The sequence below is a fragment of the Deinococcus radiopugnans ATCC 19172 genome (assembly GCF_006335125.1).
Lineage (GTDB): Bacteria > Deinococcota > Deinococci > Deinococcales > Deinococcaceae > Deinococcus > Deinococcus radiopugnans.
This window is the reverse complement of sequence record NZ_VDMO01000013.1, coordinates 33,696-56,385: the sequence shown is the minus strand read 5'-3', so window position 1 is coordinate 56,385 and position 22,690 is coordinate 33,696. Positions and strand designations below refer to the sequence as shown.

The window sequence follows — 22,690 nt, the reverse complement described above, 5'->3', positions numbered from 1 at the left end:
CGAACAGGGGCCAGTGCCCGTTCAGCCGCGCTCCTGCATCAGCCGCCAGACCTGCTCGGGGGTGGCGGGCAGACTCGTAACGCGCACGCCCGCCGCGTCCCGGATCGCGTTGGCGATGGCGGCCGCCCCCGCCGTGATGGGCGGCTCGCCCACGATGCGCGCCCCGAACGGGCCGTTCTCGGAGGGCCGCTCGACGATCACCGCGTCCAGGGGCGGCAGGTCACTGGCGCTGGGAAAAACGTATTCCAGGAAGTTCGGGTTGGTCAGGGTGCCGCTCTCGAAGTGCTGGCCCTCGTACAGGCCCATGCTCAGGCCCTGCGCCGCGCCGCCGTGCATCTGGCCCTCCACCAGCAGGGGGTTCAGGGCGTAGCCCACATCCTGAATGCACACAGCCTCCAGCGGCGTGACGTGTCCGGTGTCGGGATCGACCCGCACGCGCACGAGCTGGGCGGTGAAGCCGGGCGCGCCCCCCTTGATGGCGGCGCGGCCCTCGGCGACGACCGGACCAGGGCCGCCGGCCAGCCGCTGCCCGCGCTGGGCAAGTTGCCCCAGGGTCACGCCCTGTCCGGCCACGCCGCGCACACGGGCCTGGCCCTCAGCCAACTCGATGTCGTCGCGGTGGGCCTCGAAATGCGAGGCCGCAAGGTCCAGCAGTTGCTCACGGACCTGCTGGCTGGCCCCCAGCACCGCACCCGACAGGCTGATGGTGACCTGCGAACCGCCCGAGGCCGGGGCAAAGGGGCCGCTGTCGGTGGTGCCCTGGACGATCTCGACGGTTTCAGGGTCAATGCCCAGCGTTTCGGCAACGATCAGCACCATCGAGCTGTGAACCCCACTGATGTCCACGCTGCCCACGTGCAGGCGCACGGTGCCGTCGGTGTCCACCCGGCACACCGCCCCGGCCGGCGAGAAGCCCCCCGGCCAGCCGCCCACCGCCAGCCCCACGCCCTCGTGCGGCTGCGTGCCCCGCGAGCGCCACAGCGGATGCTCGCGCGCCCGCTCCAGGCAGGCTTTGAGGCCGATATCGGGCCAGGGGCGCCCGGTACCGGTGGGGTCACCGCCCTCGACGGCGTTTTGCAGTCGCAGTTCCAGAGGATCAAGACCGAGGGCGCGGGCCAGTTCGTCCACGCTCGATTCCAGGGCGAACAGGGCCTGCGGCACGCCGGGAGCGCGGTACGCCCCGACCGGAGCGCGGTGGGTCAGGACTTCCAGCGTCTCGATGCGCACGTTGTCGCAGCGGTACATCCCCCCCATCACGGTGGCCAGGATGCCCGCGTGCCCGAAGCGGAACACGCCGTTCTCGATCACGGCCTTCACGTCCAGGCCGACGATCCGCCCGCTCTCATCGGCTCCCAGACGCACGCGGATCGAGGTGCTGGGGGCAGGCATGGTGGTCAGCATGTCCTCGCTGCGCGAGAGGATCATCCGCACCGGACGGTCTACCTGCAGGGCCACCGCCGTTACCAGGGCGTCCACGATGCCGTACTTCGCGCCGAAGCCGCCGCCGACGGTCATGGGTTCGACGCGCACGTCGCCCTCGCGCAGGCCCAGGGCGCCGGCCACCTCGCCCCGCACCGCGTACTGGCCCTGCGTGCTGGTGTAGACCGTGACCTGACCGGGGCGCCGGCCCGGCTCGGCCACCACGGCATGCGGCTCCAGGTAGGACTGATGAACGCGGGCGTTCGTATACGTGTTCTCGATCACGACGTGGGCGGCGGCCAGCGCGGCCCCGGCGTCGCCGCGCTCGAAGACCCGGCGCTCGTCGACGTTCGATCTCGTCTCATCGCCCTGCACGCTCGCCTCGCCGCCGTGCAGGCTGGCCAGGCTGCTGTCCGCTTGCGGCACCCCCTGGGGCCACACCAGCCGCTCGTCGGTCATGGCCTGTTCGGCGTCGTCCACGCTGTCCAGCACCTCATAGTCAACATCGAGCAGGGCGGCGGCGTCGGCGGCCTGGGCCGCGCTGGCCGCCACCACCACCGCCACCGGCTGACCGGCGAACCTCACCTCGTCCTGCGCGAGCAGCATGCTGGGCCGCGAGTGGGCGACGCGGCCCCCATTCAGCTCGGCGCCGGTCAGCACGGCGATCACGCCGGGCACGGCCAGGGCGGCAGCAGTATCGATGGCCCGGATGCGGGCGTGGGGATAGGGCGAGAGAACGGGGCGGGCGTGCAGCATGCCGGCCAGGGCCACGTCCGCCGTGAAGCGGGCCTTGCCGCTGACCTTTTCGAGGCCGTCGATAATCCTGCGCCGTTTGCCAAGATGAACCGTGTCCTTCACGCGAACCTCCAGGGGGGTGTGTGACCGGGATTCTACGGCGTGACTGCGCCGGCCATCAGCGCCTCCACAGCAGTCGGGGGGCAGTCCACTGGGCTAGACTCCGGCGGAATCCAGTTCACCCCCATCGTTCTCCCTGGAGGTTGTCCCACCATGCCCTGCCTGGCCCCACACCTGTGACCGTGTCTTCCACCGATACCGCTGGCCTCCCCCTCTCCGGCATCCGGGTGGCCGACTTCACCCGCGTGCTGACCGGCCCCTTTTGCACCATGCTGCTGGGCGATCTGGGCGCGGACGTGATCAAGATCGAGCCGCCCGGCGGGGACGACACGCGCGGCTGGGGGCCGCCGTTTCAGGAGTCGGAGGGGGGCCGCGAGTCCAGCTACTTCCTGAGCGTCAACCGCAACAAGCGCAGTGTGGAATTGGATCTCAAGACGCCGGAGGGAATGGACAGCGCCCGCCGGCTGATTGCCGGCAGTGACGTGCTGGTGGAGAACTTCCGCCCTGGCACGCTGGAGCGCCTGGGCCTGGGCTGGGAGGCCCTGCACGCCGCGCACCCCCGGCTGATCTACGCCAGCATTTCCGGCTTCGGGCAGACCGGGCCGTACAAAGAACGCGCCGGCTACGACGTGATCGCGCAGGGCATGGGCGGCATGATGAGCTACAACGGAGAGATCGGCGGGCCGCCGCTGCGGGTGGGCGTGGCGGTGGCCGACGTGTTCGCCGGCTCGCTGATCACGCAGGCGATTCTGGCCGCGCTGTTTGGGCGGGAGCGCACGGGCCAGGGCGAACGGGTGGACGTGAACCTCTTAGAAAGCGTGATCGCGCTGGGATCCTCGCAGGTGGGGCGCTACCTGGCGACGGGGGAAATTCCCGTGCCTGTGGGCAACGATCACCGCAGCATCGTGCCGTACGGAACGGTGGCCTGCGGCGACGGCTTCGTAAACATCGCCGTGGGCAACGACGCATTGTGGCGGCGCTTCTGCGCGGCGCTGGAACTGGGCGAACTGGGCGCAGACCCTCGCTTTGCCACCAACGAGGGCCGAGTGGGGCACCGCGCCGAGCTGGACACGCTGATGCTGGCTGGGCTGGCCCGCTTCACCCGTCAGGACATCATGGCGCGGCTGGAAGTGGCGGGCGTGCCGTGCGGCCCGGTCAACAACATGGCCGAGGTTTTTGCCGATCCGCATGTGCAGGCGCGGGGGGTGGCGGTGGAAGTCGAGCATGCCTCGCTGGGCCACACCACCGTCACCTCGCCGCCGTGGGCCATCGGGGGAAGGACGCCGCCCGTGCGCCGCGCGCCGCCGACGCTGGGGCAGCACACGGCGGAGATTCTTGGAGAGCTGGAAGGCTGACCCGCAGTGACGAGAACGAGAGGGCACTTACTCCAGCGCCCTCAGCGGCCCCAGCGCCACCACCGTCAGGCGATCCAGCGGGCACAGCCGCAGCACCTCGCGCACGTCCTCGACACGGACATTGGCGTAACGGTTCACCAGCTCCGCCGTCGTCTCGGCCCGCCCGGTTGCCAGGTAGTCCATGCCCAGCGCGAACAGGCGGCCCTGCGGCGTCTCGGCGCGCAGCAGCGTGGACACAGCCAGCTTGCGGGCGGCTCGGCGCACGGCAGGTTCGGTGATGAGCTTATCGGCATCCCGCAGCACGGCGCGGAAGATGTTCAGCACGTCCTGGGCGCGTTCGGGGTCACACGAAAAGCCGCCCTCGAACGCTCCGGCGTCGCGGTATTCCAGGTGGGCCAAGTCGGCGCTGTCGGCCAGTCCGGTGTCCAGCAGCGCCCAGTACAGCGCGCCGTTCTCGCCGCCGATCAAGTCGGCCAGCACGCCCGCCGCCTCGCGCAGCGGGTGGGTCACCGGCAGGCCAGGGGCGGCGGCGGCCACCTGCACGCGGCTCAGTTCGGGGTCTGCGATCACATGCACGCGGCCCGGATGCACCGGAATGGGGGGCAGCTCGGCGGCTGGCGGGGTGGCGGCAGGCCAGTCGGCCAGATGAACGGTGGCCCATTCCAACACCTCCGCTGGCTCGAAGGTGCCCGTCAGCGCCAGCGTCACGCGGCCCGCGCCGTAGCGCCGCGCATGATCGTGGGCCAGGGCGTCCCGGCTCAGGGCGCCCACCGTCTGCGCCGTGCCCAACACCAGATGCCCCAGCGGGTGCGTGCCCCAGTAGTCGGCGCGCAGTTCGTCAATCACGCGCACGCCCGGCTGATCGGCGTACATGGCGATCTCTTCCAGGATCACGCCACGTTCGGCTTCCAAGTCAGCCTCGCGCAGCGCCGGGCGCATCAGCTCGGTCAGGGTGTCCAGCAGGGGGGCGGTCTGCTCAGGGAGGCAGGCGGCGTGGTAGACGGTGGCCTCCTCGCCGGTAAAGGCGTTGGACTGGCCGCCCAGATCGTCCAGCCGCTCGTTCAGCACCACCGCCGAAAGCCGCTCGGAACCCTTGAACATCAGGTGTTCGAGGAAATGACTCGCGCCCATCTCGGACGGCACCTCATCGCGCGCCCCGGTATTCACGAAGTACCCGGCGGCGACGGTCTGCGCGTCAGGATCGGCCTCCAGCAGCAGCGTCAGCCCATTGGGCAGAACGTGAATCGCCGGCTCCCTTAGACCCTCAGCCCCTTGACCCTTAGACATTTGAAGGCCCCAGCGTGACCACCGTGATGTCCGAAACCGGATCGTAGCCGGCCAGAAAGTCGTTCACGCCCTCCAGCGTCAGCGCGTCCAGCCCCTCGCGCAGCTCGGCCAGCGGGCGCACCCGGCCGAACACGGCCACGTCCCGCGTGAGCGCCCCGGCGCGGGCGCGCATGGATTCCGCGCCGAAGACCACGCTGGCCTTCAATCCGCTGCGGGCGCGGCGGAACTCGTCGGCGCTCAACCCCTGCGGCAAGCGCGCGAGTTCGGCCAGCATCACCTCCAGCGTCTCGGGCGCGCGGGCCGGAGTGCTGCCCGCGTAGGCCGTCAGGAAGCCCTGGCCGCCCAGCAGCACCGGCGAGGCGCTGACCGCGTAGGCCAGCCCGCGTTCCTCGCGCACGGCGTGGAACAACCGGCTGGCACTCCCCCCCGACAGCGCCGTCAGGGCCACCTGCCACGCCAGCCAGCGCGGATCGCGCGGCGCAATGCCGGGGGCGGTCAGGCTGAGGTGGGTCTGCTCGGCGTCCTCGTCTGTGACGTGAATGCGCTGCCGGGGTTGAAAGTCCGCCGGAGCGTGTGGCTGCTCGCCGGGGCGCAGCCCGTCCAGCGTCCCCGCCACCAATGCCCGCGCCGCCTCCGGCTCCAGATCGGCCACCAGCCCCAGCACCGCGCCCGCCTGCCCGTAAGCCTCCAAGTGCGCCCGCAAAGTGTCTGCCGTCAGCGCCTCCAATCCTTCAGGGGTGCCGCTCGGCGGATGGGCGAAACCGGCCAGCGGGGAGGCGGCAGGGCGCGGAAAGGTCACGCGCCGCGCCTCCAGCGCCAGCAGGTCGGGCGGGCTGTCCTGCAAGCCGTCCAGATCCTGCCGGGCCAGATCGGTCAGGACAGGCAATTCGGTTTCGGGCAAGTCGGGACGCAGCAGCACGTCGGCCACCAGCGCCAGCGAGGCCCGCAGATCGTCGCGCAGGCCAGAGACGCCAAACCGGGTGGCCTCCGGCCCCACGCCGCCGCCCCGGCGCACGCCCAGATCGTCGAAGGCGTCCTGCAACGCGCGGGCGTCGCGGCCCGCCGCACCCTTGAACAGCCACTCCTCCAGCACGCCCGAGGAACCCTCCAGACCGTGCGGATCGTGGGCGCTGCCCACCGGCAGACGCAGGTCAAAGGCAAAGCCCGGCCCGGCCCGCCGCTCGAAGGCCACGCGCAGGCCGCCGGGCAGCGTCCACAATTCAGAGGCGGAAGGGGCTGGGAAAACGGCAGGCATCCGGCGATTGTAGGCGTTGCGGCGTGCTGAGATGTGGGGAATGGGGGGATTCGTCGGGGGGAGTCCACCGGCGAAACCAGCCCCTCTGCAACTTTTCCCTGATTCTTTCTGGCTGCCGTAGCGGCATGCTGGGGCCGTGAGGCGTTTTCTCGGGCTGGTCTTTTTTCTCGCGCTGCTGGCGGGGGCGCTGTACCTGCTGTGGCCGCAGATTAAAAATGCCCGGCGGTATTCGGCGCTGCTCTCGGCCCCCACACCGGCAGCGAATAGCCTGCCCAACCCACTGCCGGGCCGCCCCCTGACCGACACCTGGGGCGCGGCCCGCAGCCAGGGGCGCCGGCACGAGGGCATCGATATTTTTGCCGCCCGAAACACGCCCATTCGCGCCACCACGCGCGGCGTCGTGCTGAATGTCGGCCCCAACGGGCTGGGCGGACGCACGGTGATGATCCTCGGCCCTGGCGGGCAGCGGCACTACTACGCGCACATGGAGAAATACCCGGAGTTGAAGCGCGGCGAATGGATTGAGGCGGGAACTGTGGTGGGCTTTGTGGGCGACAGCGGCAACGCGAAGGGCACGCCGCCGCACCTGCATTACGGGATTTACGCGGGCGGTGGGGCGATCAATCCGTACCCGCTCCTCAAGAAGTAGCCAGCCGCTCCCTGATTTCCGGCCACTCGTCCGCCGTAATGGAGTACATCACGGTGTCGCGCAGACTTCCGTCCTGGCGGCGCTGGTGCTTTCTTAACACGCCCTCGCGCACCGCGCCGAGTTTCTCGATGGCCCGCTGAGACCTGGTGTTCAGGTGGTCGGTCTTGAGCTGCACGCGCTGCATCTCCAGCGTTTCAAAGGCGTGCGAGAGCAGGAGCAGCTTCATGCGGCGGTTGATGCCGCTGCCCATGTAATGCGGGTGCAGCCACGTCCAGCCGATTTCCAATCCCGCGTGCGCCGCCCGGATGTCGCCGTAGCGCGTGCTGCCCGCCAGCTCGCCGTCCACCACGACGGCGAAGGGCTGCTGATCGGGGGCGTCCAGTGCGCTGCGGTAGTAGGCCGCCTCTGAAGGCGAGGTGCCCATCAGGCTCAGCTCGGCCTCGCAGGTGGCAGCCAGGGCGCACAGGCCGGGAATGTCCGCCGCAGTCAGGGCACGCACGGTCAGTTCACCGTCGGTCAGGGTGGTGGCATGGTGCATGGCGCAGTTTAGGGCAGGTGCGGGCAGAGGTTGACGCCCGTCACCAGCGCCGTATGACTTCTCCGGCTGAGGCGCAGCGTGGCGAACGAGGTGTCGCCAAACTCGAACCAGCCGTGTTCCATCCGCAGCAGCTCGCGCAGCATGGAATTGAGGAAACCGCCGTGCGAGACGACGAGCACCCGCCCTCCCCCGCCCTGCCAGATGTCTTCCAGGGCCAGCAGGGCACGCGCCCGGATCGCGGCCTGGGACTCGCCACCTTCTGCCGTGAAGGCGTCCAGCTCGTGCCGGAAGGCGGGAATCGGGTAACGCCGCGCGGCCTCCTCGCGGCCCAGCCCGGCCAGCGGGCCGTTGTCCCACTCGCGCAGCAAGTCGGATGGCGTAAGCGGCACAGCGAGTGCGTCGGTGACGATGCGGGCCGTTTCAAACGCGCGGGTCAGCGTGGAGCAGTAGGCCTGGTCAAACGCTGGCGGATGGTTGACCCAGTACGCGGCCAGCGCCCCAGCCTGGGCACGCCCCACCTCGGTCAGTGGCGAATCGTAACGGCCCTCGTGAACGTTCTCGTCGTCGGCACGGCTGCGCCCGTGGCGCAGGAGGGTCAGGTAAACTTCGTTCATGGATGCGCCTCTGCAACGAGCGTATAGAGCAGCAGCCGGGTGAAATTCTGGGGCGTCCCGGTGATGGTCTGGGGCCTGCTGTGCGTTCTGATGGCCCTGGTGTGGCTCTGGATCTGGCCCGCAGACCGCGTCAGCCCCGGCGAGGGGTGGCGGTTCATCGTCTTGCGCTGGTTCCACGCGCTGACGTGGCTGCTGCTGGCCCTGGCCGCGTTCTCCGCCGCGCTGCGTGTCGCTGGCGGCGCGCTGGTTCGTCCACTGGCATTTGCCGCCCTGCTGGCGTATCTGGTGTTCCTGGCGGTCTTCGTTAGCAGTGGCTGAGTCATCACTGGCCTGACGCCATCCTCATCAGGAACAGGCGGGCGGGTCATGCCGTCATCCTTGACGAACGCCTGAATGCGGCCTGAGTCTGAAACGTTATCCGCCTGACGGTTTGCAGCCCGGCCCGGAAAGCGGGGGACGGAATAGAACGGCCCTGCGCCGCCAGAACCTGACACAGCTGCGGATCACAGGCCCACCACACCGACTCCGGTCTGACCCACAGCACCGGACGCCCTTCCGGGCTGCTTTCCAGCCCCAGCAGACGCATGGGATAACAGTCGGCGCCCTCGGAAAGACGCACAGCTTCGCCTATCACCTCGCAATGGGCGCGACATTCCTCCCAGGCTTCCCGTACTGCCGCCTGCTGTGGTGTTTCGCCGGGGTGGATCCCGCCGCCCGGCAGCGTCCAGCCCCAGGCATCCCGCGCCGACATCAGCACCCGGCCCTCGTGTTCGATCCACGCACAGGCGCGGCCTATTCGGTCTTCACCCGGCGAGAGGTTGAGGAATGGCGGGGCGGTCATGCCAGCACCGCCAATGCTTCTTCCAGACCTGCGCCACGTTCACGCAGGGCCAGAAGTTGACCAGAGCGGTAGAGCTGCCCTGCAAAAGCCACGTCCTCAGGGTATTGAGCGGCAAAACTGTCCAGAACGTTTCGTTCCCCCAGGGGACGTTCCTCTTCCCACAGCGCATGGGCCTTGAGCCGCAAGGCCACCCGTTGCACGTCCTCCGGCGCGCGGCCCACGCGAATGCGCTTGCCCGATACATATGGATCGTCCGTCAGCAGACGTGTGCAGCCTCCCCAGGGATCGGGGGCGGCGTAGGCCATGCCACGGATGCCGCTCATGGCGATGGCCCCGGCACACTGCGGGCAGGGTTCCACGGTGGTCAGCACCGTCCAGGTATGACATTCGGGGTACGGCGTGGCCGCCAGGTTCAGCAGCGCATTGATCTCCGCGTGCGCCAGATCATGTCCGGCGATAAAGCCGCCCTCCACACGGCGAGGCTCGCCCAGTCGGTTCCGCCCCCGCGCCAACACCACGCCATCCGCGTCCACCACGCACGCGCCAATCGGATACGAGTCGTGCAGATACGCCTCCCACGCTTCGGCCAGGGCGGCCTGCCAGCCGGGAGACAGCCCTTCATCTTTTCCCCGCGCCCCGCCTCCCGCCTCCCGCACCCCATTCACAGCTCTTCCCGGTACCGCTCCACCAGATCGTCCAGCGCCTCGCGCAAAAGGCTGGCTTCCGTTCGCCCCAGCGCGCCGCTCAGCTTGCTCAGGCGTTCCAGCTGGCTTTTGGGGTAGTAGTTGGACTTCAGCACCATCTTGGATTCCACGAAGATGCACGCCCGGCCCCGGCCCTCGCGCTTGGCCCGCAGCAGCGCCTCGTCGGCGGCGCGGTACAACTCGGCGTACTCGCTGGCGTGGGCGGGGCGTGAAGCCAGCCCCACGCTCAGGCCCAGGCTGCGCGGCCAGTGCGGATCGCGGTGGATGTGAAAGTGCCGGATCACCTCGTCGAACAGGATCAGCGCGGTTTCGGCGGCACTCTCTGGCAGAATCACGGCGTACTCGTCGCCCCCGATTCGTCCGATGATGCTGCCTGACGGCAGGCTGCCCGACAGCAGGCGTTCTACGGCGCGCAGCACCCGGTCTCCTTCGGTGTGGCCCAGGCTGTCGTTGAGGGTCTTGAAATGATCCAGATCCAGCACCGCCAGCGTCAGCGGGGCCGAACCCAGGCGGGCGAAGGCGTCTTCAAAGGGATTGCGCGACAGGATATCCGGGCGGGCCATAGGGGTTCCTCCTGCTCTGAATTCTAGCTATATCGGTCTGACATATATATGTCGTGCAGAGTAGGTGAAGCGGGTATACGCTGTTTAGACGTGCTGGCGCACCTTGAGCGCATCAGACTCAACTTCTTGGACTGCGCCGCTTGACATTTTTAGCCTGACAAGACTATTCTCGCGTGCGGAACGGCGAAAACCTGCCGAGCCAGCGCATCAAAGCTGGAGGCACGGTTACGGCCCCAAACTTCATTCGCAGGAGGAATATCCATGCTTAAACCTTTAGGTGATCGTGTCCTGGTGGAAATCGTCGAGGAAACCGAGCAGAAGACGGCGGGCGGCCTGTACGTCCCCGATTCGGCCAAGGAAAAGAGCCAGCGCGGCAAGGTCATTGCCGTCGGCAGCGGCAAGATGCTGGACAACGGCACCCGCGTCGCCCTGGACGTCAAGGAAGGCGACACCGTGTACTTCGCCAAGTACGGCGGCACCGAAGTCAACCTGGAAGGCAAGAACTACTCGATCCTGGCCGAGCGCGACATTCTCGCCATCGTCGAGTAAGAGACCCCTCACCCCTGGCTTCGCCAGGCCCTCTCCCCTACGGAGAAGGTCAATGGAACCCCCCATCTTTAAGCGGTTAGACCTTTAGACGGTTTGACCCTTAGACACTCCGAAGGAGTATCCCAACATGGCTAAACAACTCGTATTTGATGAATCCGCCCGCCGCAGCCTGGAACGTGGCGTCAACGCCGTCGCCAACGCCGTCAAAGTGACCCTGGGACCCCGTGGCCGCAACGTGGTCATCGAGAAGAAGTTCGGCAGCCCCACGATCACCAAGGACGGCGTCACCGTCGCCAAGGAAATCGAGCTGGAAGACAAGCTGGAGAACATCGGCGCGCAGCTGCTGAAGGAAGTCGCCAGCAAGACCAACGACATCACCGGGGACGGCACCACCACCGCCACCGTGCTGGGCCAGGCCATCGTCAAGGAAGGCCTGCGGAACGTCGCCGCCGGCGCCAACCCGCTGGCCCTGAAGCGCGGCATCGACAAGGCCGTGATCGCCGCCGTCGAGGAAATCCAGAAGCTGGCCGTGCCCGTTGAGGACAGCGACGCCATCAAGAAGGTTGCGGGCATCAGCGCCAACGACGAGCAGGTCGGCCAGGAAATCGCCAGCGCGATGGACAAGGTGGGCAAGGAAGGCGTCATCACCATCGAGGAGTCCAAGGGCTTCGACACCGAAGTGGACGTCGTGGAAGGCATGCAGTTCGACAAGGGTTTCATCAACCCCTACTTCGTGACCAACCCCGAGAAGATGGAAGCCGTCCTCGAAGACGCCTACATCCTGATCGTGGAAAAGAAGATCAGCAACCTCAAGGACCTGCTGCCCGTGCTGGAGAAGGCGGCGCAGACCGGCCGTCCGCTGCTGATCATCGCCGAAGACGTGGAAGGCGAAGCGCTGGCGACTCTGGTGGTCAACAAGCTGCGCGGCACGCTGAACATCGCCGCCGTCAAGGCTCCGGGCTTCGGCGACCGCCGCAAGGAAATGCTGCGCGACATCGCCGCCGTCACCGGCGGTCAGGTGGTCAGCGAGGATCTGGGCCACAAGCTGGAAAACACCGGCCTGGACATGCTGGGCAGCGCCGCGCGCATCCGCATCACCAAGGACGAAACCACCATCGTGGACGGCAAGGGTGAGCAGAGCGAGATCGACGCCCGCGTCAACGCCATCAAGGGCGAACTGGACACCACCGACAGCGACTACGCCAAGGAAAAGCTCCAGGAGCGTCTGGCGAAGCTGGCCGGCGGCGTGGCCGTGATCCGCGTCGGCGCCGCCACCGAAACCGAACTGAAGGAAAAGAAGCACCGCTACGAGGACGCCCTGTCCACCGCCCGCTCGGCGGTTGAGGAAGGCATCGTCGCGGGCGGCGGCACCACGCTGCTGCGCATCATTCCCGCCGTCCGCAAGGCCGCCGAGAGCCTGACCGGCGACGAGGCCACCGGCGCACGTATCCTGATCCGCGCCCTGGAAGAGCCCGCCCGCCAGATCGCCGTGAACGCCGGCGAGGAAGGCAGCGTCATCGTGAACGCCGTGATCAACAGCGACAAGCCCCGCTACGGCTTCAACGCCGCGACCGGCGAGTACGTGGACGACATGGTGGCCGCCGGCATCGTCGACCCCGCCAAGGTGACGCGCACCGCGCTGCAGAACGCCGCCAGCATCGGCGCGCTGATCCTGACCACCGAGGCCATCGTCTCCGACAAGCCCGAGAAGCAGCAGGCCCAGCCTGCAGGCGGCATGGGCGGCGGCGACATGGGCGGGATGGACTTCTAAGCACGTAGGGAAGAAGAGAAGCCGGGGCGTGATGCTCCGGCTTTTTTGATGCCCCAAAGTGATGTGGCGATGTGGTCAGCCGGATCTACAGCTGCGCCACTGCCCTCGCCAGATTTGCCCGCGCCTGGGCCTCCAGATCCGCGAACTCCGGCGTCGTGTAAATCCGCGGACGATCCAGAAAGCCGCGCAGGACTTTCTTGCGGCCGGGGCGGTACAGCAACGCCGGAACATGCGCGTATTCCTGCTGGATGGCGGCGTCATAGGCAGCAAACTCAGCGGCAGATGCGCCCAGGATCGCCAGATCGGCGTCCACCAGCAGGGCTTCGGCACGGCCCACGGGCGGCGCGCTGTGTTTTGTCGCCAGAATCAGCGCCCGAACCTCCTGTCGAAGCTCGGCGCAGCCCCCCTGCGCGGCCAGCCAATGGTCAAACGCTGAAGCGCTGCGTTCCTCGTTGTCGACCGCTCTGGCGTCGTAGATCAGATCGTGGCCCCACACCGCCAGGGCCAGCGCCGGGGTCAGCACGCCGCGCGAGTCCAGTGCATCCAGCATGGCGCGGACGTGGGCGGCATTGTGGTAAAACCGCCCCGCTGCCTCGTAATGCGGGAGGGCGAAGGCCTCCGCAGCGTCCAGCAGCGTGATCTCAGCCGTAGCGGGCCGCCAGCGCCGCGCCGATCACGCCCGCATCCGGCCCCAGCTGAGCGCGGCGGATGGTCACCGGCGCGAAGCCCTTGGCGTACTCGTCGGCGGCGGCCTGCACCCCGTGGAAAAAGTAATCGCCCACGCTCGCCACGCCGCCGCCGATCACGAACACTTCGGGGTCGATCACCTTTTGTAGGTCCGCCAGTGCCACCCCCACATGCTTCAGGGCCTGCGCGATCACGCGCCGCGCGCCGGGATGGCCCTGCTGCGCCAGCGTGAACGCCTCGGCGGTGGTCACGTCGCGGTTCAGGGCGTAGCTGGCGTCGCGGGCAATCGCCGTGCCGCTGGCCACCGCCTCCAGCGCGCCGTCCAGCCCCGCGCCGCTGACCGGGCCGCCGGGCATCACCGTGATGTGTCCCAGCTCCCCGGCCACGCCGTGCCGCCCGCGCCAGATACGCCCGTTGAGGACGATGCCCGCGCCGATGCCGGTGCTGACCGTCACGTAGATGCTGCTCTCGGTGCCGCGCGCCGCGCCCAGGTGCGCCTCGGCCAGCGCGGCGGCCTTGGCGTCGTTTTCCAGCACGATGCGCTGCGACAGCCGCTCCAGCAGGCCGTCCACCATCGGCACGTCGGTAAAGCCGTAGATGTTGGGGGCGAATTTGACGCGGGTGCGGTCGCTGTTCAGCGGCCCCGGAATGCCCACGCCGATCAGGCGGGCGTCGGGGTGCTTGGCCTGGAGGTCAAGAATCTGGGCGGCCACGGCGTCCAGCACCGCTTCCCAGCCGGTCTCGGGGGTGGGCTGGACGTGGCGGTCCTGCAACTCGTCGCCGCGCAGCACGCCGGTGGCGATCTTGGTGCCGCCGACATCCACGCCGATGCTGAGCTGTTCGGACAGGGGCAAAATGGTCATGGAGACTCCTGGTACGGAAATGAGATGGGAAGGCGCAACGGTCAACGGCTCACTGTATCCCGCCGACTCTAGCCGTCCGCCGGCTCTTCTGGATCGAAGCCCAGCAGTTCCAGCGCCTCGGCCAGCTGCACCTGCGGCACGTACAGGCCCACGTCGCCCATGTAGCCGCCGGTCTCGATCTCGATCACCGGGGACCCCATCGCCCACTGAAACGGCGTGCGGACCACGCTGACCACGCCGCCGTCCCACAGGGTGCGCCGCCAGCCCTCGGCCAGCAGGCGCGGCAGGGTGTCCAGGCGCACCCAGGGATCGCCCTGGTACAGCACGCGGTCGTCGTACTGGTTGTTGCGCGAGGGACCGCTCATGATTCCGGTGCGCCGTGCGCCAGCAGCGGCGCCACCAGTTCGCGGAAACGCGGGGGCAGCGCTTCGGGCACGTGATCGGCATTCACGCGCACCTGCACCGAGCGGGCGAAGGCGCACGGCACGTTGTCGGCCACGAAGCGGGCCGCCACGGTCCAGCTGCTGCGGCCCACCCGCTCCACCAGCGACTCGATGAACACAGTCTGACCCAGCCGGATCTCGCGCACGTAGTCCAGCTCCAGACGGGCCAGCATGGAACGGTCATCGTCGCCCTGGATGCCCAGTGCCGCCGACATGTCCATGCGCGCTACCTCCAGGAATTCGGCGTAGCGGGCGTTGTTCACGTGCCCCATGGCGTCCACATCGGCAAAACGCAGCTGGATGCTGGTGCGGTGGGCGTCGTCCCAGTTCAGGGCGGGAATGCGCCCGCCAGAGGGGGCAGCAGAAGGCTGAGCGGTCATACCCCGTAGTGTAGCGGTCCCCGGCCAGCAGCCAGCAGCCCGTGCGCGGCGCGCCTGTGTGGCGTGGCGCCACGCCCACGACGTGGCGTCTGCCTCATCCCGGCCCATATAACCGGGCGCTATGCTGGAACCCGCATGACCGACGCGCCCGCGCCCCCGCCCCCGCCCGCCTCCTCCCGTCAGACGGAGGGGGGCCGGGTGAACCTGCGGCGCCTGACCCGACTGCCCCTGACCATGATGCTGACGAGTCTGCTGGCGGGCCTGGGCATCGTGCAGCTCAGCTTCCAGCTCATCAATACCGGCTACCGCAGCGTCACCTGGACCCGCCAGACCCAGGAGGCCCAGGGTCGCATTCAGGGCCTGGAGCGCGACGTGCAGGTATTGCAGGACGCCGAGACCAACGCCAATACCCCCGGCTACCTGCGCGAACTGGCCCGCTGTCAGGGCTTCGTGGGCCAGAACGAGCGCGTGGTTGTCAGCCCGGACGCGCCCGAAAGCCCCGGTGAGAACTGCCGGGCGCTGCGGCTGCCCTGACCACTCAAGGCCCATCTTGGGGGGAGTTCAGCGCTCCCGGCGGCTAGAAGACCCGGTCCAGAATCAGCTGTTCTGGCGCTGGCGCCGTATCGGCCAGGCTCAGGCCGTCCGCCAGCAGGCGCTGGGCCGTGTCCAGACCGCGCCCGTCGCGGTGATACAGCCGCAGGACCACATCGCCCACCGCCACCGCCTCGCCCGGCTTTCTGACCAGTTCCACGCCGACGCCATGATCGATGGCCTCGCCCTTGCGTTCGCGGCCGCCGCCCAGCGCCAGCACGGCGCGGCCCACGCTCAGGGCGTCGATGCGCTCCACGAACCCGGCACGGGGGGCCGTGATCTCGGCGCGTCCGGGGGCCACGTCCAGCAGCGCCGGATCGTCCACCAGCGCCGGATCGCCGCCCTGCGCCGCCACGAAGGCGCGGAATTTCGCCAGCGCCGAGCCGTCGTGCAGCGTCACGTGGGCGCGGGCCTCGGCCTGGGTCTCGTCCTCGCCGTAGGCGGCCAGGGCCTCCACTGCCAGGGCCACGCACAACTCGGTCAGGTCCTCTGGCCCCTCGCCGCGCAGGGTGGCCAGCGCCTCCTGCACCTCCAGGCTGTTGCCCGCCAGATGACCCAGCGGGGTGTCCATGTCGGTCAGCACGGCGCGCACCTGCCGCCCGGCGCGGGTGCCGATGTCCACCATCGCGCGGGCCAGCCCTCGGCCATCGTCGAGGGTTTTCATGAACGCACCCGCGCCCACCTTCACGTCCAGCACCACCGTATGCGCCCCGGACGCCAGCTTCTTGCTCATGATGGAGGAGGCGATCAGCGGCAGGCAGTCCACCGTGGCCGTCACGTCACGCAGGGCGTACAGCTGGCCGTCGGCGGGGGCCAGGTCTTTGGACTGTCCCACCAGCGCGAGGCCGATGTCGCGGGCCTGGGCCAAGAAGCGCTCCTCCGAGAGTTCCGACGTCCAGCCGGGAAAACTCTCCAGCTTGTCGATGGTGCCGCCGGTGTGCGCCAGCCCGCGCCCGCTCATCTTGGCCACCGTCAGGCCCAGCGCCGCCAGCATGGGAGTCAGGATCAGGCTGGTCTTGTCGCCCACGCCGCCGGTACTGTGCTTGTCCACGGTGCGCGGCAAGCCCTCCAGATCCAGTCCATCGCCGCTGGCGGCCATCACCGCCGTCAGGTCTGCGGTTTCCTGGGGGGTCATGCCCTTCAGGTACACGGCCATCAGCCACGCGCTGATCTGGTAGTCGGGCACCTCGCCGCGCGTGTAGCCCAGCACCAGCGCCTCCAGTTCGGCGCGCGAATGCTCCTCACCATCGCGTTTCTTGCGGATCAGGTCGGGCACGTTGAAGGCAGGGGAGGAAGGCATGGGCCAGTCTAGCGGCTGTGAGACGCCGCTTTGCCGTTCGCGTGCCCTGCGGCTCCAGGGCTGGCAGGCGAGCCACTGCCCAGCACCGCGCAGCGCGCCCCCAGCCGTGCGAACACGGCCCGCAGTTCGGGCGGGCCATCCACCCGGAAGTCGCAGTCCAGGCCCAGCAGAAAGGCGGCGAATCCCCCCAGATCGTTGCGTTCGGCCCGCAGGCGGGTGCCCCCGGCCTCCGCGCCGAGGTGGGTGAACCACACCGAGACGCGGCCCCGCAATTCCTCGGGTGGGGCGTCGAGCCACACGCTGATCTGCGCGGCGGGCGCGGGCAACGGCAGGGTGGAGCGCAGGTAGGCCAGCGCGTCGAAACCGGGCGGCGCGGTAAACGTCACGTCCAGCACGCGCAGATCGGCCATGCGGTCTACGCGGAACGAGCGCAGGGCGTCCCGCAGGTGGCAACGGCCCACCGCGTACCAGCGCCCGTCCAGATGCAGCGCGCGGTACACGTCCACCCGGCGGGTCTGGCGGGAGGAGTGCGGCGAGGCGTACGCGAACTCCACCGTCCGCGCCCCGTGAACGGCCCCCAGCAGCCCGGACAGCAGCGCCGCGTCGGTGGACACCACCCACGGCGAGGCGTCCAGTTGCACCGCGTCCTCCAGGGCCTCCACCGTCTCGCGGATGGCGTGAGGCAGGGTGCGGGCCAGCTTGGCGCCCGCCGCGTGGGCCGCCGGGGCCAGCGCCCCCAGCCCCAGCAGATGCAGCGCCCGCAGGCCCAGCGCCAGACTCAACGCCTCCTCGCCCGTAAACATCAGCGGGGGCAGCCGGAAGCCGGGTTTCAGGCGGTACGCCCCGCCCACGCCGCGCCGCCCCTCCACCGGAATGCCCAGGTCTTGCAGCCGGGCAATGTAGCGCTGCACCGTGCGCGGGCTGACCTCCAGCACGCGGGCCAGCTCCGCGCCGGTCACGCTTTCGCGGGCCTGCAGCAGTTCCAGCACGGTCAGCACCCGCATGGAGGGGTCATACATTCCTGTATGCTGCCACACAAAGAAGACACAGGCTGACGGGAATCGGAGTTACGCTGTGGGCGGAGGTCAAGATGACAAATACGCCCACGGTAGATTCCCCGTCCATCCTCTCCCCCGCCCAGTTTCTGGGCCACTGGCAGGGCCACCGCCGCCTGTCCCGCCGCGTGATCGAGGCGTTTCCCGAAGACCAGCTGTTCAGCTTCAGCATAGGCGGCATGCGTCCCTTCGGCGTGCTGGCGTGGGAAATCCATCAGGTGAGCGAACTCACGCTGAACGGCATGCGGACGGGCGAGTGGACGATGCCCCAGTGGCGCGACGGCACTTCCGCTGACCGGGTTGAACTGCTGCGCGTCTGGGACGAACTGACGGCCCGCATTCAGGCCGAGCTGCCCACCGTAGACCTCAACTTCTTCTCGCAGGTGCACCCGCTGCCGTGGGGCGAGATGAGCGGCTGGGACGCGGCGATCTATACCATCGACAACGAGATTCATCACCGGGGCCAGGGCTACGTGTTCCTGCGGGCACTGGGCACCGAGCCGCCCGCCTTCTATGAACGCTAGCGGCACCTTCACCGTCCAGCCGCGCGCTGACGCCCCCGCCCAGACCGTTCCCGACATCGGGCGGATGGTGCTGGACAAACGGTGGAGCGGTGAGCTGGACGGGCACAGCGTGGTGGAAATGCTGACCTGCATGACGCCGGTGGCCGGCTCGGCGGTGTACGTCGCCATCGAGACCGTGCAGGCCGTGCTGAACGGCCGCCAGGGAAGTTTCGCCTTCTTTCACACGGGCGTCAGCGAACGTGGGCGCCAGCGCCTGACCTACCGGGTGGTGCCCGATTCGGGGAGCGGTGGGCTGGCTGGCCTGAGCGGTGAGCTCACGCTGAACGTCGTGGAGGGCGTACACCACTACACCCTCGACTACACGCTGCCCGAAACCTGAGAGGTGGACATGCCCAGATCGTCCTTGCGTCCTCCCATCCAGACCGGCGATGAAGCACTCCGCGCGCCGGGCGAGGTCAGACCAGTCCCCGTCCAGCGCCTGAATCCCCCGCACCTTCCGGCGCTGGACACGTTCAAGGCGCGGCCTGATCCCGACGACAGGACGCAAGCCTGGCTGCTGCGCCTGCCATGACACACGGTCTGGAACACCATGTCCCTCACCCTTGAGTTCAGCGGCCCGGTCTGGTACTGGAAAGGCCCCGCCCCGCACCATTTCGTGACCGTGCCGGCCGAGCAGGCCCAGGACATACGGGCCGCCGCCCGCTTCGTCACCTACGGCTGGGGCATGATCCCGGTCACGGTCAGGGTGGGCGAGACCGTCTGGAAGACCTCGCTGTTTCCCAAAGACGGGCTGTACCTCCTGCCCGTCAAGCTGGCGGTCAGGACGGCCGAGCAGATCGAGGAAGGCGATGAGGTGACGGTGCAGCTGGAAGTGGGTTGAGTGGGTTGATGGTCTGCCCGGAGGAGAATCCATGAGCGATCCCACCCTGCTGTTTGAAGCGTTCCGCCGCAATGCCCGCGTGAATGCTTTCCTGCTGGACGAACTGACCGACGCCGATCTGGCCCGCTCCGACGGCCAGGGCGGCATGACCGTCGCGCAGCTGCTCAGTCACATGGGCGCGTCGCGCGGCGGCTGGTTGCAGGAGATGTCACCGGCCTTCGCGGCCTCCGCCCTCGCCCTCACGGGCGGGGAATCCATCTGGGGCTGGCACACGGCTGACCGGGCCACCCTCGGGGCCATGCTGAGCGCCGGTGACGAGGCCGCTCTCCAGGCCGTGCAGGCCCATCTGGACAGCGGAGAACCGTTCGCCGATCCAAGGGGCGTGGACACCTTCGCGTCCCACCCGGCTCACTTCCTGCTGTATATGATCGTCCACGACGCCAACCACCGGGGCCAGATCGTCGCCCTGCTCCGCCAGAGCGGCGCCTCACCGGAGCGGCTGGACAGGCTGGAGCAGCAGTGGGATCTCTGGCGCAAGTGACCCACCCCCGCCAACCCCACCACAGCGACGCACAGGAGACTCCATGTCCGATCTGACCCTGCTTCACGACTCCTTCCGCCGCAACGCCCGCGTGAACACCGCTCTGCTGGACGCCCTGAAACCGGAGGAATACGATCTCTCGGACGGTCAGGGTGGGCAGACCGTCGCGCAGATTCTGCGGCACATGGCGGGCTTTCGCGTCGGCTGGCTGTGGAATCTGTCGCGCGCCCATACGGGGCCGCTGCTTGACCCCACCCGCCAGGACGCGGACGGTGACCCCCTGTGGCGCTGGCAGGACAGCCCGCCGAACGAGCTGGGCGCCGCCTTCACCGCCGGAGACGAGGCCGCCCTGCAAGCTGTCCAGGCCGCGCTGGCCGAGGGCCGCGCCTTCGACGATCCCTGGAAAGAGGGGGCCTACGCGGCCAACCCCGCACACTTCCTGCAACACACCATCGTTCACGACAGCCACCACCGGGGCCAGATCATGGCGCTGCTGCGTCGAGGCGGGCGCACGCCCGAAGAGATGGACGCGCTGGACGAGCACTGGGCGATCTGGAGAGAATGATGAAGATTCCCGAACTGTACGACTACCTCGTCCGCGCCCGACGCGACCTGTGGGCCACGCTGGAAAGCGTGCCGGATGAGGTGCTGTCCCGCCCCATGCTGGACGGGGACCGAATGCAGAGCATCAAGGATCTGATCGCCCACACCGCAGGCGTGGAAGACGGCTGGCTGCATTACACCATCCTGCAAGATAAGCCCGTCGAGGAAGGATTTCCCGCCCTGAAAGCAGCCGGAAGCGGGCCTGTATATGCCGGATTCCCGCTTTCAGAGCTGCTGGACTACTGGCGGGCGGTGGAGCAGAGCACCCTGACCTACCTGTCCACCCTGACCGACGCTGAGTTGCAGCGCGTGGTGGAGGACACGCCGGAAGAACACTTCAAGCTGGACGGTCTGCTGTGGCATGTCATGTTGCACGAGGTCAGGCACACCGCGCAGATCGCCGCGCTGTTGCGGACGCAGGGCATCAAGCCGCCGTCGCTGGACCTGCTGTTCTACCTGCCGAACCTGAAGGCGTAAACCACAGCCACAGGCCAACACGAAAAGCCCCCGCCGAGACGCGGGGGCTTTGTTCTGGAAGGAAGGCTTAAGCCGTCGTCTGCGGCATCTGCGGTTTGGTCAGCGAAATCTTCGCCACCGCGTCGCGCACCACGTCTCCGGTAATCAGCTCCTGGGTCAGCAGCGCCTCGGCCACCTCGTGCATGGCGGCCTTGTACTCGACCACCAGAGCACGGGCGCGGTCAAAGGCGTGGTTCAGGATGCGCTTGACGTCCTCGTCCACCAGCTGACTGGTGTGCTCGCTGAAGGCTTTGGGGCGGGCCATGTCCTCGCCCAGGAACACCGGGCCGGAATCGCTGCTCAGGGCCATGTTCTTGAAGTTCTCGCCCATGCCCCATTCCAGCACCATCTTGCGGGCGATGTTGGTGGCCTTGCGGAAGTCGTCGGCTGCGCCCGAGGTCACGCTGCCCATGAAGACTTCTTCGGCGGCTCGGCCCCCAAGCGCCACGACCAGCTGGTTTTCCAGCCGCTCCTTGCTCATCAGCACCTGCTCTTCCGGCAGGTAGAACGCCGCACCCAGCGCCCGCCCACGTGGAATGATGCTGACCTTCTGCAGCTTGTCGCTGCCCGGAATCACGGCGGCGGTCACGGCATGTCCGGCCTCGTGGTAGGCGATGGCCTTCTTTTCCTCAGGGCTGACGCTCAGCGAGCTGTTTTCCAGCCCCAGCGTGATCTTGTCCAGCGCGCGGTAGAAGTCGCTCATGTCGATCTGGGTCTTGCTCAGGCGAGCGGCTTCCAGCGCGGCCTCGTTGGTGATGTTCTTGAGATCCGCCCCCGAGAAGTACGGTGTGCTGCGGGCCACCTCGTTCACGTCCACGCCGTCGGCCAGCGGCTTGTTGCGCAGGTGAACTTTGAGGATCGCCTCGCGTTCCTTCATGGTGGGCAGGTCGATGGTCACCTGACGGTCAAAGCGGCCGGGGCGCAGCAGCGCCGGGTCCAGCACGTCGGGCCGGTTGGTGGCGCCCAGCACGATCACGTTGCTGGACTTGTCGAAGCCGTCCATCTCCGAGAGGATCTGGTTGAGGGTCTGCTCGCGCTCATCGTGACCGCCGCCGATGCCCGCCCCACGCTTGCGACCAATCGAGTCGATCTCGTCGATGAACATGATCGCGGGCGCACTTTTCCGGGCGTCCTCGAACAGCGTGCGCACGCGGCTGGCGCCGACGCCGACGAACATCTCCATGAATTCAGACGCGCTGACACTGAAGAACGGCACGTCCGCCTCCCCGGCAATCGCGCGGGCCAGCAGCGTCTTCCCGGTGCCGGGAGGGCCGACGAGCAGCACGCCCTTGGGAATCTCCGCACCGATCTGGTGGTACTTGCCGGGATTCTTGAGAAAGTCCACGACTTCGATCAGTTCCTTCTTGGCTTCCTCGTGCCCAGCCACGTCGGTGAACTTGGTCTGCACGCGGTTTTCCTTGCCGTACTTCTTGGCCTTGCTCTGCCCGAACTGCATGACGCCGTTCTGGCCGCCCTGGGCACGCATGAAGAAGAAGTACATCAGGCCGATCAGCAAAATGATGGGCAGGAAGTTCAGCAGAATGCCGAGCCACTGGCTGGGGGCCTCGAAGCGGTAATCCACGTTCTGGGTTTCCAGTTCGGTGATCAGGCTGCTGTCCGGCACCGCGAGGCTGCTGGGCAAGCGCACGGAAAAGCTGCTGGTGTTGGTGGTACGCGGCTGCTGGCCGGGGTTGGTGGCCAGCTTGACGTCGGTGGGGGCCTTAAGGACCACACTGGCGTTGTTCTCGCGCACCACGACCTGCGAGACGCTCCCCTGATCCAGCAGGGTCTTGAATTCGTTATAGTTAACATTGACCCGTCCGTTGGGCGTCTGCGAAAACATTAAAAACAGCGCCAGGACGAATAATACGATCAGCCAGGGGTTGAGCCGCCTCAAGAACGTTCCT

The 22,690-nt window shown here is 68.1% G+C and carries 28 protein-coding genes; 13 read left to right on the top strand and 15 right to left on the bottom strand.

Translation table 11 applies throughout. The features are described 5' to 3' along the window. Positions 1 to 21: 21 nt before the first annotated feature. Positions 22 to 2,277 (bottom strand): xanthine dehydrogenase family protein molybdopterin-binding subunit, encoded by a 2,256-nt coding sequence (locus FHR04_RS12790; RefSeq protein WP_139403792.1) that lies wholly within the window; start codon positions 2,275 to 2,277, stop codon positions 22 to 24. Between the two features lie 179 nt (positions 2,278 to 2,456). Here FHR04_RS12790 and FHR04_RS12785 point away from each other — a divergent pair, with 179 nt between their 5' ends. Further along, positions 2,457 to 3,629 carry a CaiB/BaiF CoA transferase family protein gene (locus FHR04_RS12785; RefSeq protein ID WP_249039112.1) on the top strand — a complete coding sequence of 391 codons (1,173 nt, stop codon included), beginning with the start codon at positions 2,457 to 2,459 and terminating at the stop codon, positions 3,627 to 3,629. A gap of 27 nt (positions 3,630 to 3,656) precedes the next feature. Here the strand turns inward: FHR04_RS12785 and FHR04_RS12780 are convergent, their stop codons facing one another. Continuing rightward, positions 3,657 to 4,916 (bottom strand): M16 family metallopeptidase, encoded by a 1,260-nt coding sequence (locus FHR04_RS12780; protein ID WP_139403791.1) that lies wholly within the window; start codon positions 4,914 to 4,916, stop codon positions 3,657 to 3,659. Continuing rightward, on the bottom strand, positions 4,909 to 6,171 hold the full coding sequence (locus tag FHR04_RS12775) for a M16 family metallopeptidase (RefSeq protein ID WP_139403790.1): 1,263 nt from the start codon (positions 6,169 to 6,171) through the stop codon (positions 4,909 to 4,911). Before FHR04_RS12775 ends, FHR04_RS12780 begins: the two co-directional genes overlap by 8 nt. 136 nt (positions 6,172 to 6,307) lie before the next feature. On the opposite strand from FHR04_RS12775, the gene FHR04_RS12770 reads away from it, so the two are divergent. After that, positions 6,308 to 6,820, top strand: a complete 513-nt coding sequence (locus FHR04_RS12770) for a M23 family metallopeptidase (protein WP_039681588.1) — start codon at positions 6,308 to 6,310, stop codon at positions 6,818 to 6,820. Here the strand turns inward: FHR04_RS12770 and FHR04_RS12765 are convergent. Both FHR04_RS12765 and FHR04_RS12760 read right to left on the bottom strand, forming a co-directional pair. Then, positions 6,810 to 7,358, bottom strand: a complete 549-nt coding sequence (locus tag FHR04_RS12765; protein ID WP_139403789.1) for a GNAT family N-acetyltransferase — start codon at positions 7,356 to 7,358, stop codon at positions 6,810 to 6,812. The two genes, FHR04_RS12770 and FHR04_RS12765, sit on opposite strands and share 11 nt — an antisense overlap. A gap of 8 nt (positions 7,359 to 7,366) precedes the next feature. Beyond that, entirely contained in the window at positions 7,367 to 7,972 is a 606-nt protein-coding gene (locus tag FHR04_RS12760; RefSeq protein ID WP_139403788.1) for a histidine phosphatase family protein, read from the bottom strand. A gap of 39 nt (positions 7,973 to 8,011) precedes the next feature. Here FHR04_RS12760 and FHR04_RS12755 point away from each other — a divergent pair, with 39 nt between their 5' ends. Next, positions 8,012 to 8,290 (top strand): hypothetical protein, encoded by a 279-nt coding sequence (locus tag FHR04_RS12755; RefSeq protein WP_139403787.1) that lies wholly within the window; start codon positions 8,012 to 8,014, stop codon positions 8,288 to 8,290. 46 nt (positions 8,291 to 8,336) lie between these two features. On the opposite strand, the gene FHR04_RS21195 is transcribed toward FHR04_RS12755, so the two are convergent. The 3 genes from FHR04_RS21195 to FHR04_RS12745 are packed head-to-tail and all read right to left on the bottom strand — an operon-like array spanning position 8,337 to position 10,080. Beyond that, positions 8,337 to 8,813 carry an NUDIX hydrolase gene (locus tag FHR04_RS21195; RefSeq protein WP_183944800.1) on the bottom strand — a complete coding sequence of 159 codons (477 nt, stop codon included), beginning with the start codon at positions 8,811 to 8,813 and terminating at the stop codon, positions 8,337 to 8,339. Further along, entirely contained in the window at positions 8,810 to 9,478 is a 669-nt protein-coding gene (locus FHR04_RS21190) for a nucleoside deaminase (protein WP_249039111.1), read from the bottom strand. Before FHR04_RS21190 ends, FHR04_RS21195 begins: the two co-directional genes overlap by 4 nt. Next, positions 9,475 to 10,080, bottom strand: coding sequence for a GGDEF domain-containing protein (locus tag FHR04_RS12745; RefSeq protein WP_139403786.1), 606 nt, complete (start codon positions 10,078 to 10,080; stop codon positions 9,475 to 9,477). Before FHR04_RS12745 ends, FHR04_RS21190 begins: the two co-directional genes overlap by 4 nt. 261 nt (positions 10,081 to 10,341) lie before the next feature. Between FHR04_RS12745 and groES the strand changes: the two genes are divergently transcribed. After that, entirely contained in the window at positions 10,342 to 10,629 is a 288-nt protein-coding gene (gene groES / locus FHR04_RS12740) for a co-chaperone GroES (protein ID WP_039681584.1), read from the top strand. 127 nt (positions 10,630 to 10,756) lie between these two features. Continuing rightward, entirely contained in the window at positions 10,757 to 12,400 is a 1,644-nt protein-coding gene (groL, locus tag FHR04_RS12735; protein ID WP_039681583.1) for a chaperonin GroEL, read from the top strand. Between the two features lie 85 nt (positions 12,401 to 12,485). Here groL and FHR04_RS12730 read toward each other — a convergent pair whose 3' ends face one another. From FHR04_RS12730 to FHR04_RS12715, 4 genes are all read right to left on the bottom strand, one after another. After that, entirely contained in the window at positions 12,486 to 12,950 is a 465-nt protein-coding gene (locus FHR04_RS12730) for an HD domain-containing protein (protein WP_249039110.1), read from the bottom strand. 91 nt (positions 12,951 to 13,041) lie between these two features. Then, positions 13,042 to 13,950 carry an ROK family protein gene (locus FHR04_RS12725; protein WP_139403784.1) on the bottom strand — a complete coding sequence of 303 codons (909 nt, stop codon included), beginning with the start codon at positions 13,948 to 13,950 and terminating at the stop codon, positions 13,042 to 13,044. A 68-nt stretch (positions 13,951 to 14,018) separates the two neighbouring features. Then, positions 14,019 to 14,315, bottom strand: a complete 297-nt coding sequence (locus tag FHR04_RS12720) for a hypothetical protein (RefSeq protein WP_039681580.1) — start codon at positions 14,313 to 14,315, stop codon at positions 14,019 to 14,021. Next, positions 14,312 to 14,773 (bottom strand): acyl-CoA thioesterase, encoded by a 462-nt coding sequence (locus tag FHR04_RS12715; RefSeq protein WP_039681579.1) that lies wholly within the window; start codon positions 14,771 to 14,773, stop codon positions 14,312 to 14,314. The genes FHR04_RS12720 and FHR04_RS12715 overlap by 4 nt, the downstream gene beginning before the upstream one ends. 135 nt (positions 14,774 to 14,908) lie before the next feature. On the opposite strand from FHR04_RS12715, the gene FHR04_RS12710 reads away from it, so the two are divergent. Then, the gene (locus FHR04_RS12710; RefSeq protein ID WP_249039109.1) at positions 14,909 to 15,307 is read left to right on the top strand and encodes a cell division protein FtsB; all 399 of its coding nucleotides are present in this window, start codon (positions 14,909 to 14,911) and stop codon (positions 15,305 to 15,307) included. 43 nt (positions 15,308 to 15,350) lie between these two features. Here FHR04_RS12710 and FHR04_RS12705 read toward each other — a convergent pair whose 3' ends face one another. Beyond that, a complete protein-coding gene (locus FHR04_RS12705; protein ID WP_139403783.1) occupies positions 15,351 to 16,664 on the bottom strand; it encodes a thymidine phosphorylase in 1,314 nt (437 codons plus the stop codon). A gap of 8 nt (positions 16,665 to 16,672) precedes the next feature. Further along, positions 16,673 to 17,683 carry a helix-turn-helix transcriptional regulator gene (locus FHR04_RS12700; RefSeq protein WP_139403782.1) on the bottom strand — a complete coding sequence of 337 codons (1,011 nt, stop codon included), beginning with the start codon at positions 17,681 to 17,683 and terminating at the stop codon, positions 16,673 to 16,675. A gap of 71 nt (positions 17,684 to 17,754) precedes the next feature. Here FHR04_RS12700 and FHR04_RS12695 point away from each other — a divergent pair, with 71 nt between their 5' ends. From FHR04_RS12695 to FHR04_RS12665, 7 genes are read left to right on the top strand one after another with little or no spacing between them, the layout of a single operon-like run. Beyond that, positions 17,755 to 18,243, top strand: a complete 489-nt coding sequence (locus FHR04_RS12695; RefSeq protein ID WP_139403781.1) for a DinB family protein — start codon at positions 17,755 to 17,757, stop codon at positions 18,241 to 18,243. Then, the gene (locus tag FHR04_RS12690; protein ID WP_139403780.1) at positions 18,233 to 18,622 is read left to right on the top strand and encodes a DUF3224 domain-containing protein; all 390 of its coding nucleotides are present in this window, start codon (positions 18,233 to 18,235) and stop codon (positions 18,620 to 18,622) included. Before FHR04_RS12695 ends, FHR04_RS12690 begins: the two co-directional genes overlap by 11 nt. A gap of 9 nt (positions 18,623 to 18,631) precedes the next feature. Next, positions 18,632 to 18,814 (top strand): hypothetical protein, encoded by a 183-nt coding sequence (locus FHR04_RS12685; RefSeq protein ID WP_139403779.1) that lies wholly within the window; start codon positions 18,632 to 18,634, stop codon positions 18,812 to 18,814. An 18-nt stretch (positions 18,815 to 18,832) separates the two neighbouring features. Next, a complete protein-coding gene (locus FHR04_RS12680; protein WP_139403778.1) occupies positions 18,833 to 19,123 on the top strand; it encodes a DUF1905 domain-containing protein in 291 nt (96 codons plus the stop codon). 31 nt (positions 19,124 to 19,154) lie between these two features. After that, positions 19,155 to 19,664 (top strand): DinB family protein, encoded by a 510-nt coding sequence (locus FHR04_RS12675; RefSeq protein WP_139403777.1) that lies wholly within the window; start codon positions 19,155 to 19,157, stop codon positions 19,662 to 19,664. A gap of 43 nt (positions 19,665 to 19,707) precedes the next feature. After that, positions 19,708 to 20,229, top strand: coding sequence for a DinB family protein (locus FHR04_RS12670; RefSeq protein WP_139403776.1), 522 nt, complete (start codon positions 19,708 to 19,710; stop codon positions 20,227 to 20,229). Then, complete coding sequence (locus tag FHR04_RS12665) at positions 20,229 to 20,744, top strand: DinB family protein (protein ID WP_139403775.1); 516 nt, start codon at positions 20,229 to 20,231, stop codon at positions 20,742 to 20,744. Before FHR04_RS12670 ends, FHR04_RS12665 begins: the two co-directional genes overlap by 1 nt. A 67-nt stretch (positions 20,745 to 20,811) precedes the next feature. On the opposite strand, the gene ftsH is transcribed toward FHR04_RS12665, so the two are convergent. Then, the gene (gene ftsH / locus FHR04_RS12660) at positions 20,812 to 22,680 is read right to left on the bottom strand and encodes an ATP-dependent zinc metalloprotease FtsH (RefSeq protein ID WP_139403774.1); all 1,869 of its coding nucleotides are present in this window, start codon (positions 22,678 to 22,680) and stop codon (positions 20,812 to 20,814) included. Positions 22,681 to 22,690: the final 10 nt, after the last annotated feature.

What these genes read in the sequence shown, in the direction of transcription:
- FHR04_RS12780 (WP_139403791.1), bottom strand. Translation starts at nt 4,916, where the DNA reads ATGTCTAAGGGTCAAGGGGCTGAGGGTCTAAGGGAGCCGGCGATTCAC.
- FHR04_RS12775 (WP_139403790.1), bottom strand. Translation starts at nt 6,171, where the DNA reads ATGCCTGCCGTTTTCCCAGCCCCTTCCGCCTCTGAATTGTGGACGCTG.
- FHR04_RS12765 (WP_139403789.1), bottom strand. Translation starts at nt 7,358, where the DNA reads ATGCACCATGCCACCACCCTGACCGACGGTGAACTGACCGTGCGTGCC.
- FHR04_RS12760 (WP_139403788.1), bottom strand. Translation starts at nt 7,972, where the DNA reads ATGAACGAAGTTTACCTGACCCTCCTGCGCCACGGGCGCAGCCGTGCC.
- FHR04_RS21195 (WP_183944800.1), bottom strand. Translation starts at nt 8,813, where the DNA reads ATGACCGCCCCGCCATTCCTCAACCTCTCGCCGGGTGAAGACCGAATA.
- FHR04_RS12745 (WP_139403786.1), bottom strand. Translation starts at nt 10,080, where the DNA reads ATGGCCCGCCCGGATATCCTGTCGCGCAATCCCTTTGAAGACGCCTTC.
- groES (WP_039681584.1), top strand. Translation starts at nt 10,342, where the DNA reads ATGCTTAAACCTTTAGGTGATCGTGTCCTGGTGGAAATCGTCGAGGAA.
- groL (WP_039681583.1), top strand. Translation starts at nt 10,757, where the DNA reads ATGGCTAAACAACTCGTATTTGATGAATCCGCCCGCCGCAGCCTGGAA.
- FHR04_RS12730 (WP_249039110.1), bottom strand. Translation starts at nt 12,950, where the DNA reads ATGCTGGATGCACTGGACTCGCGCGGCGTGCTGACCCCGGCGCTGGCC.
- FHR04_RS12725 (WP_139403784.1), bottom strand. Translation starts at nt 13,950, where the DNA reads ATGACCATTTTGCCCCTGTCCGAACAGCTCAGCATCGGCGTGGATGTC.
- FHR04_RS12720 (WP_039681580.1), bottom strand. Translation starts at nt 14,315, where the DNA reads ATGAGCGGTCCCTCGCGCAACAACCAGTACGACGACCGCGTGCTGTAC.
- FHR04_RS12715 (WP_039681579.1), bottom strand. Translation starts at nt 14,773, where the DNA reads ATGACCGCTCAGCCTTCTGCTGCCCCCTCTGGCGGGCGCATTCCCGCC.
- FHR04_RS12710 (WP_249039109.1), top strand. Translation starts at nt 14,909, where the DNA reads ATGACCGACGCGCCCGCGCCCCCGCCCCCGCCCGCCTCCTCCCGTCAG.
- FHR04_RS12705 (WP_139403783.1), bottom strand. Translation starts at nt 16,664, where the DNA reads ATGCCTTCCTCCCCTGCCTTCAACGTGCCCGACCTGATCCGCAAGAAA.
- FHR04_RS12700 (WP_139403782.1), bottom strand. Translation starts at nt 17,683, where the DNA reads ATGTATGACCCCTCCATGCGGGTGCTGACCGTGCTGGAACTGCTGCAG.
- FHR04_RS12695 (WP_139403781.1), top strand. Translation starts at nt 17,755, where the DNA reads ATGACAAATACGCCCACGGTAGATTCCCCGTCCATCCTCTCCCCCGCC.
- FHR04_RS12690 (WP_139403780.1), top strand. Translation starts at nt 18,233, where the DNA reads ATGAACGCTAGCGGCACCTTCACCGTCCAGCCGCGCGCTGACGCCCCC.
- FHR04_RS12685 (WP_139403779.1), top strand. Translation starts at nt 18,632, where the DNA reads ATGCCCAGATCGTCCTTGCGTCCTCCCATCCAGACCGGCGATGAAGCA.
- FHR04_RS12680 (WP_139403778.1), top strand. Translation starts at nt 18,833, where the DNA reads ATGTCCCTCACCCTTGAGTTCAGCGGCCCGGTCTGGTACTGGAAAGGC.
- FHR04_RS12675 (WP_139403777.1), top strand. Translation starts at nt 19,155, where the DNA reads ATGAGCGATCCCACCCTGCTGTTTGAAGCGTTCCGCCGCAATGCCCGC.
- FHR04_RS12670 (WP_139403776.1), top strand. Translation starts at nt 19,708, where the DNA reads ATGTCCGATCTGACCCTGCTTCACGACTCCTTCCGCCGCAACGCCCGC.
- FHR04_RS12665 (WP_139403775.1), top strand. Translation starts at nt 20,229, where the DNA reads ATGAAGATTCCCGAACTGTACGACTACCTCGTCCGCGCCCGACGCGAC.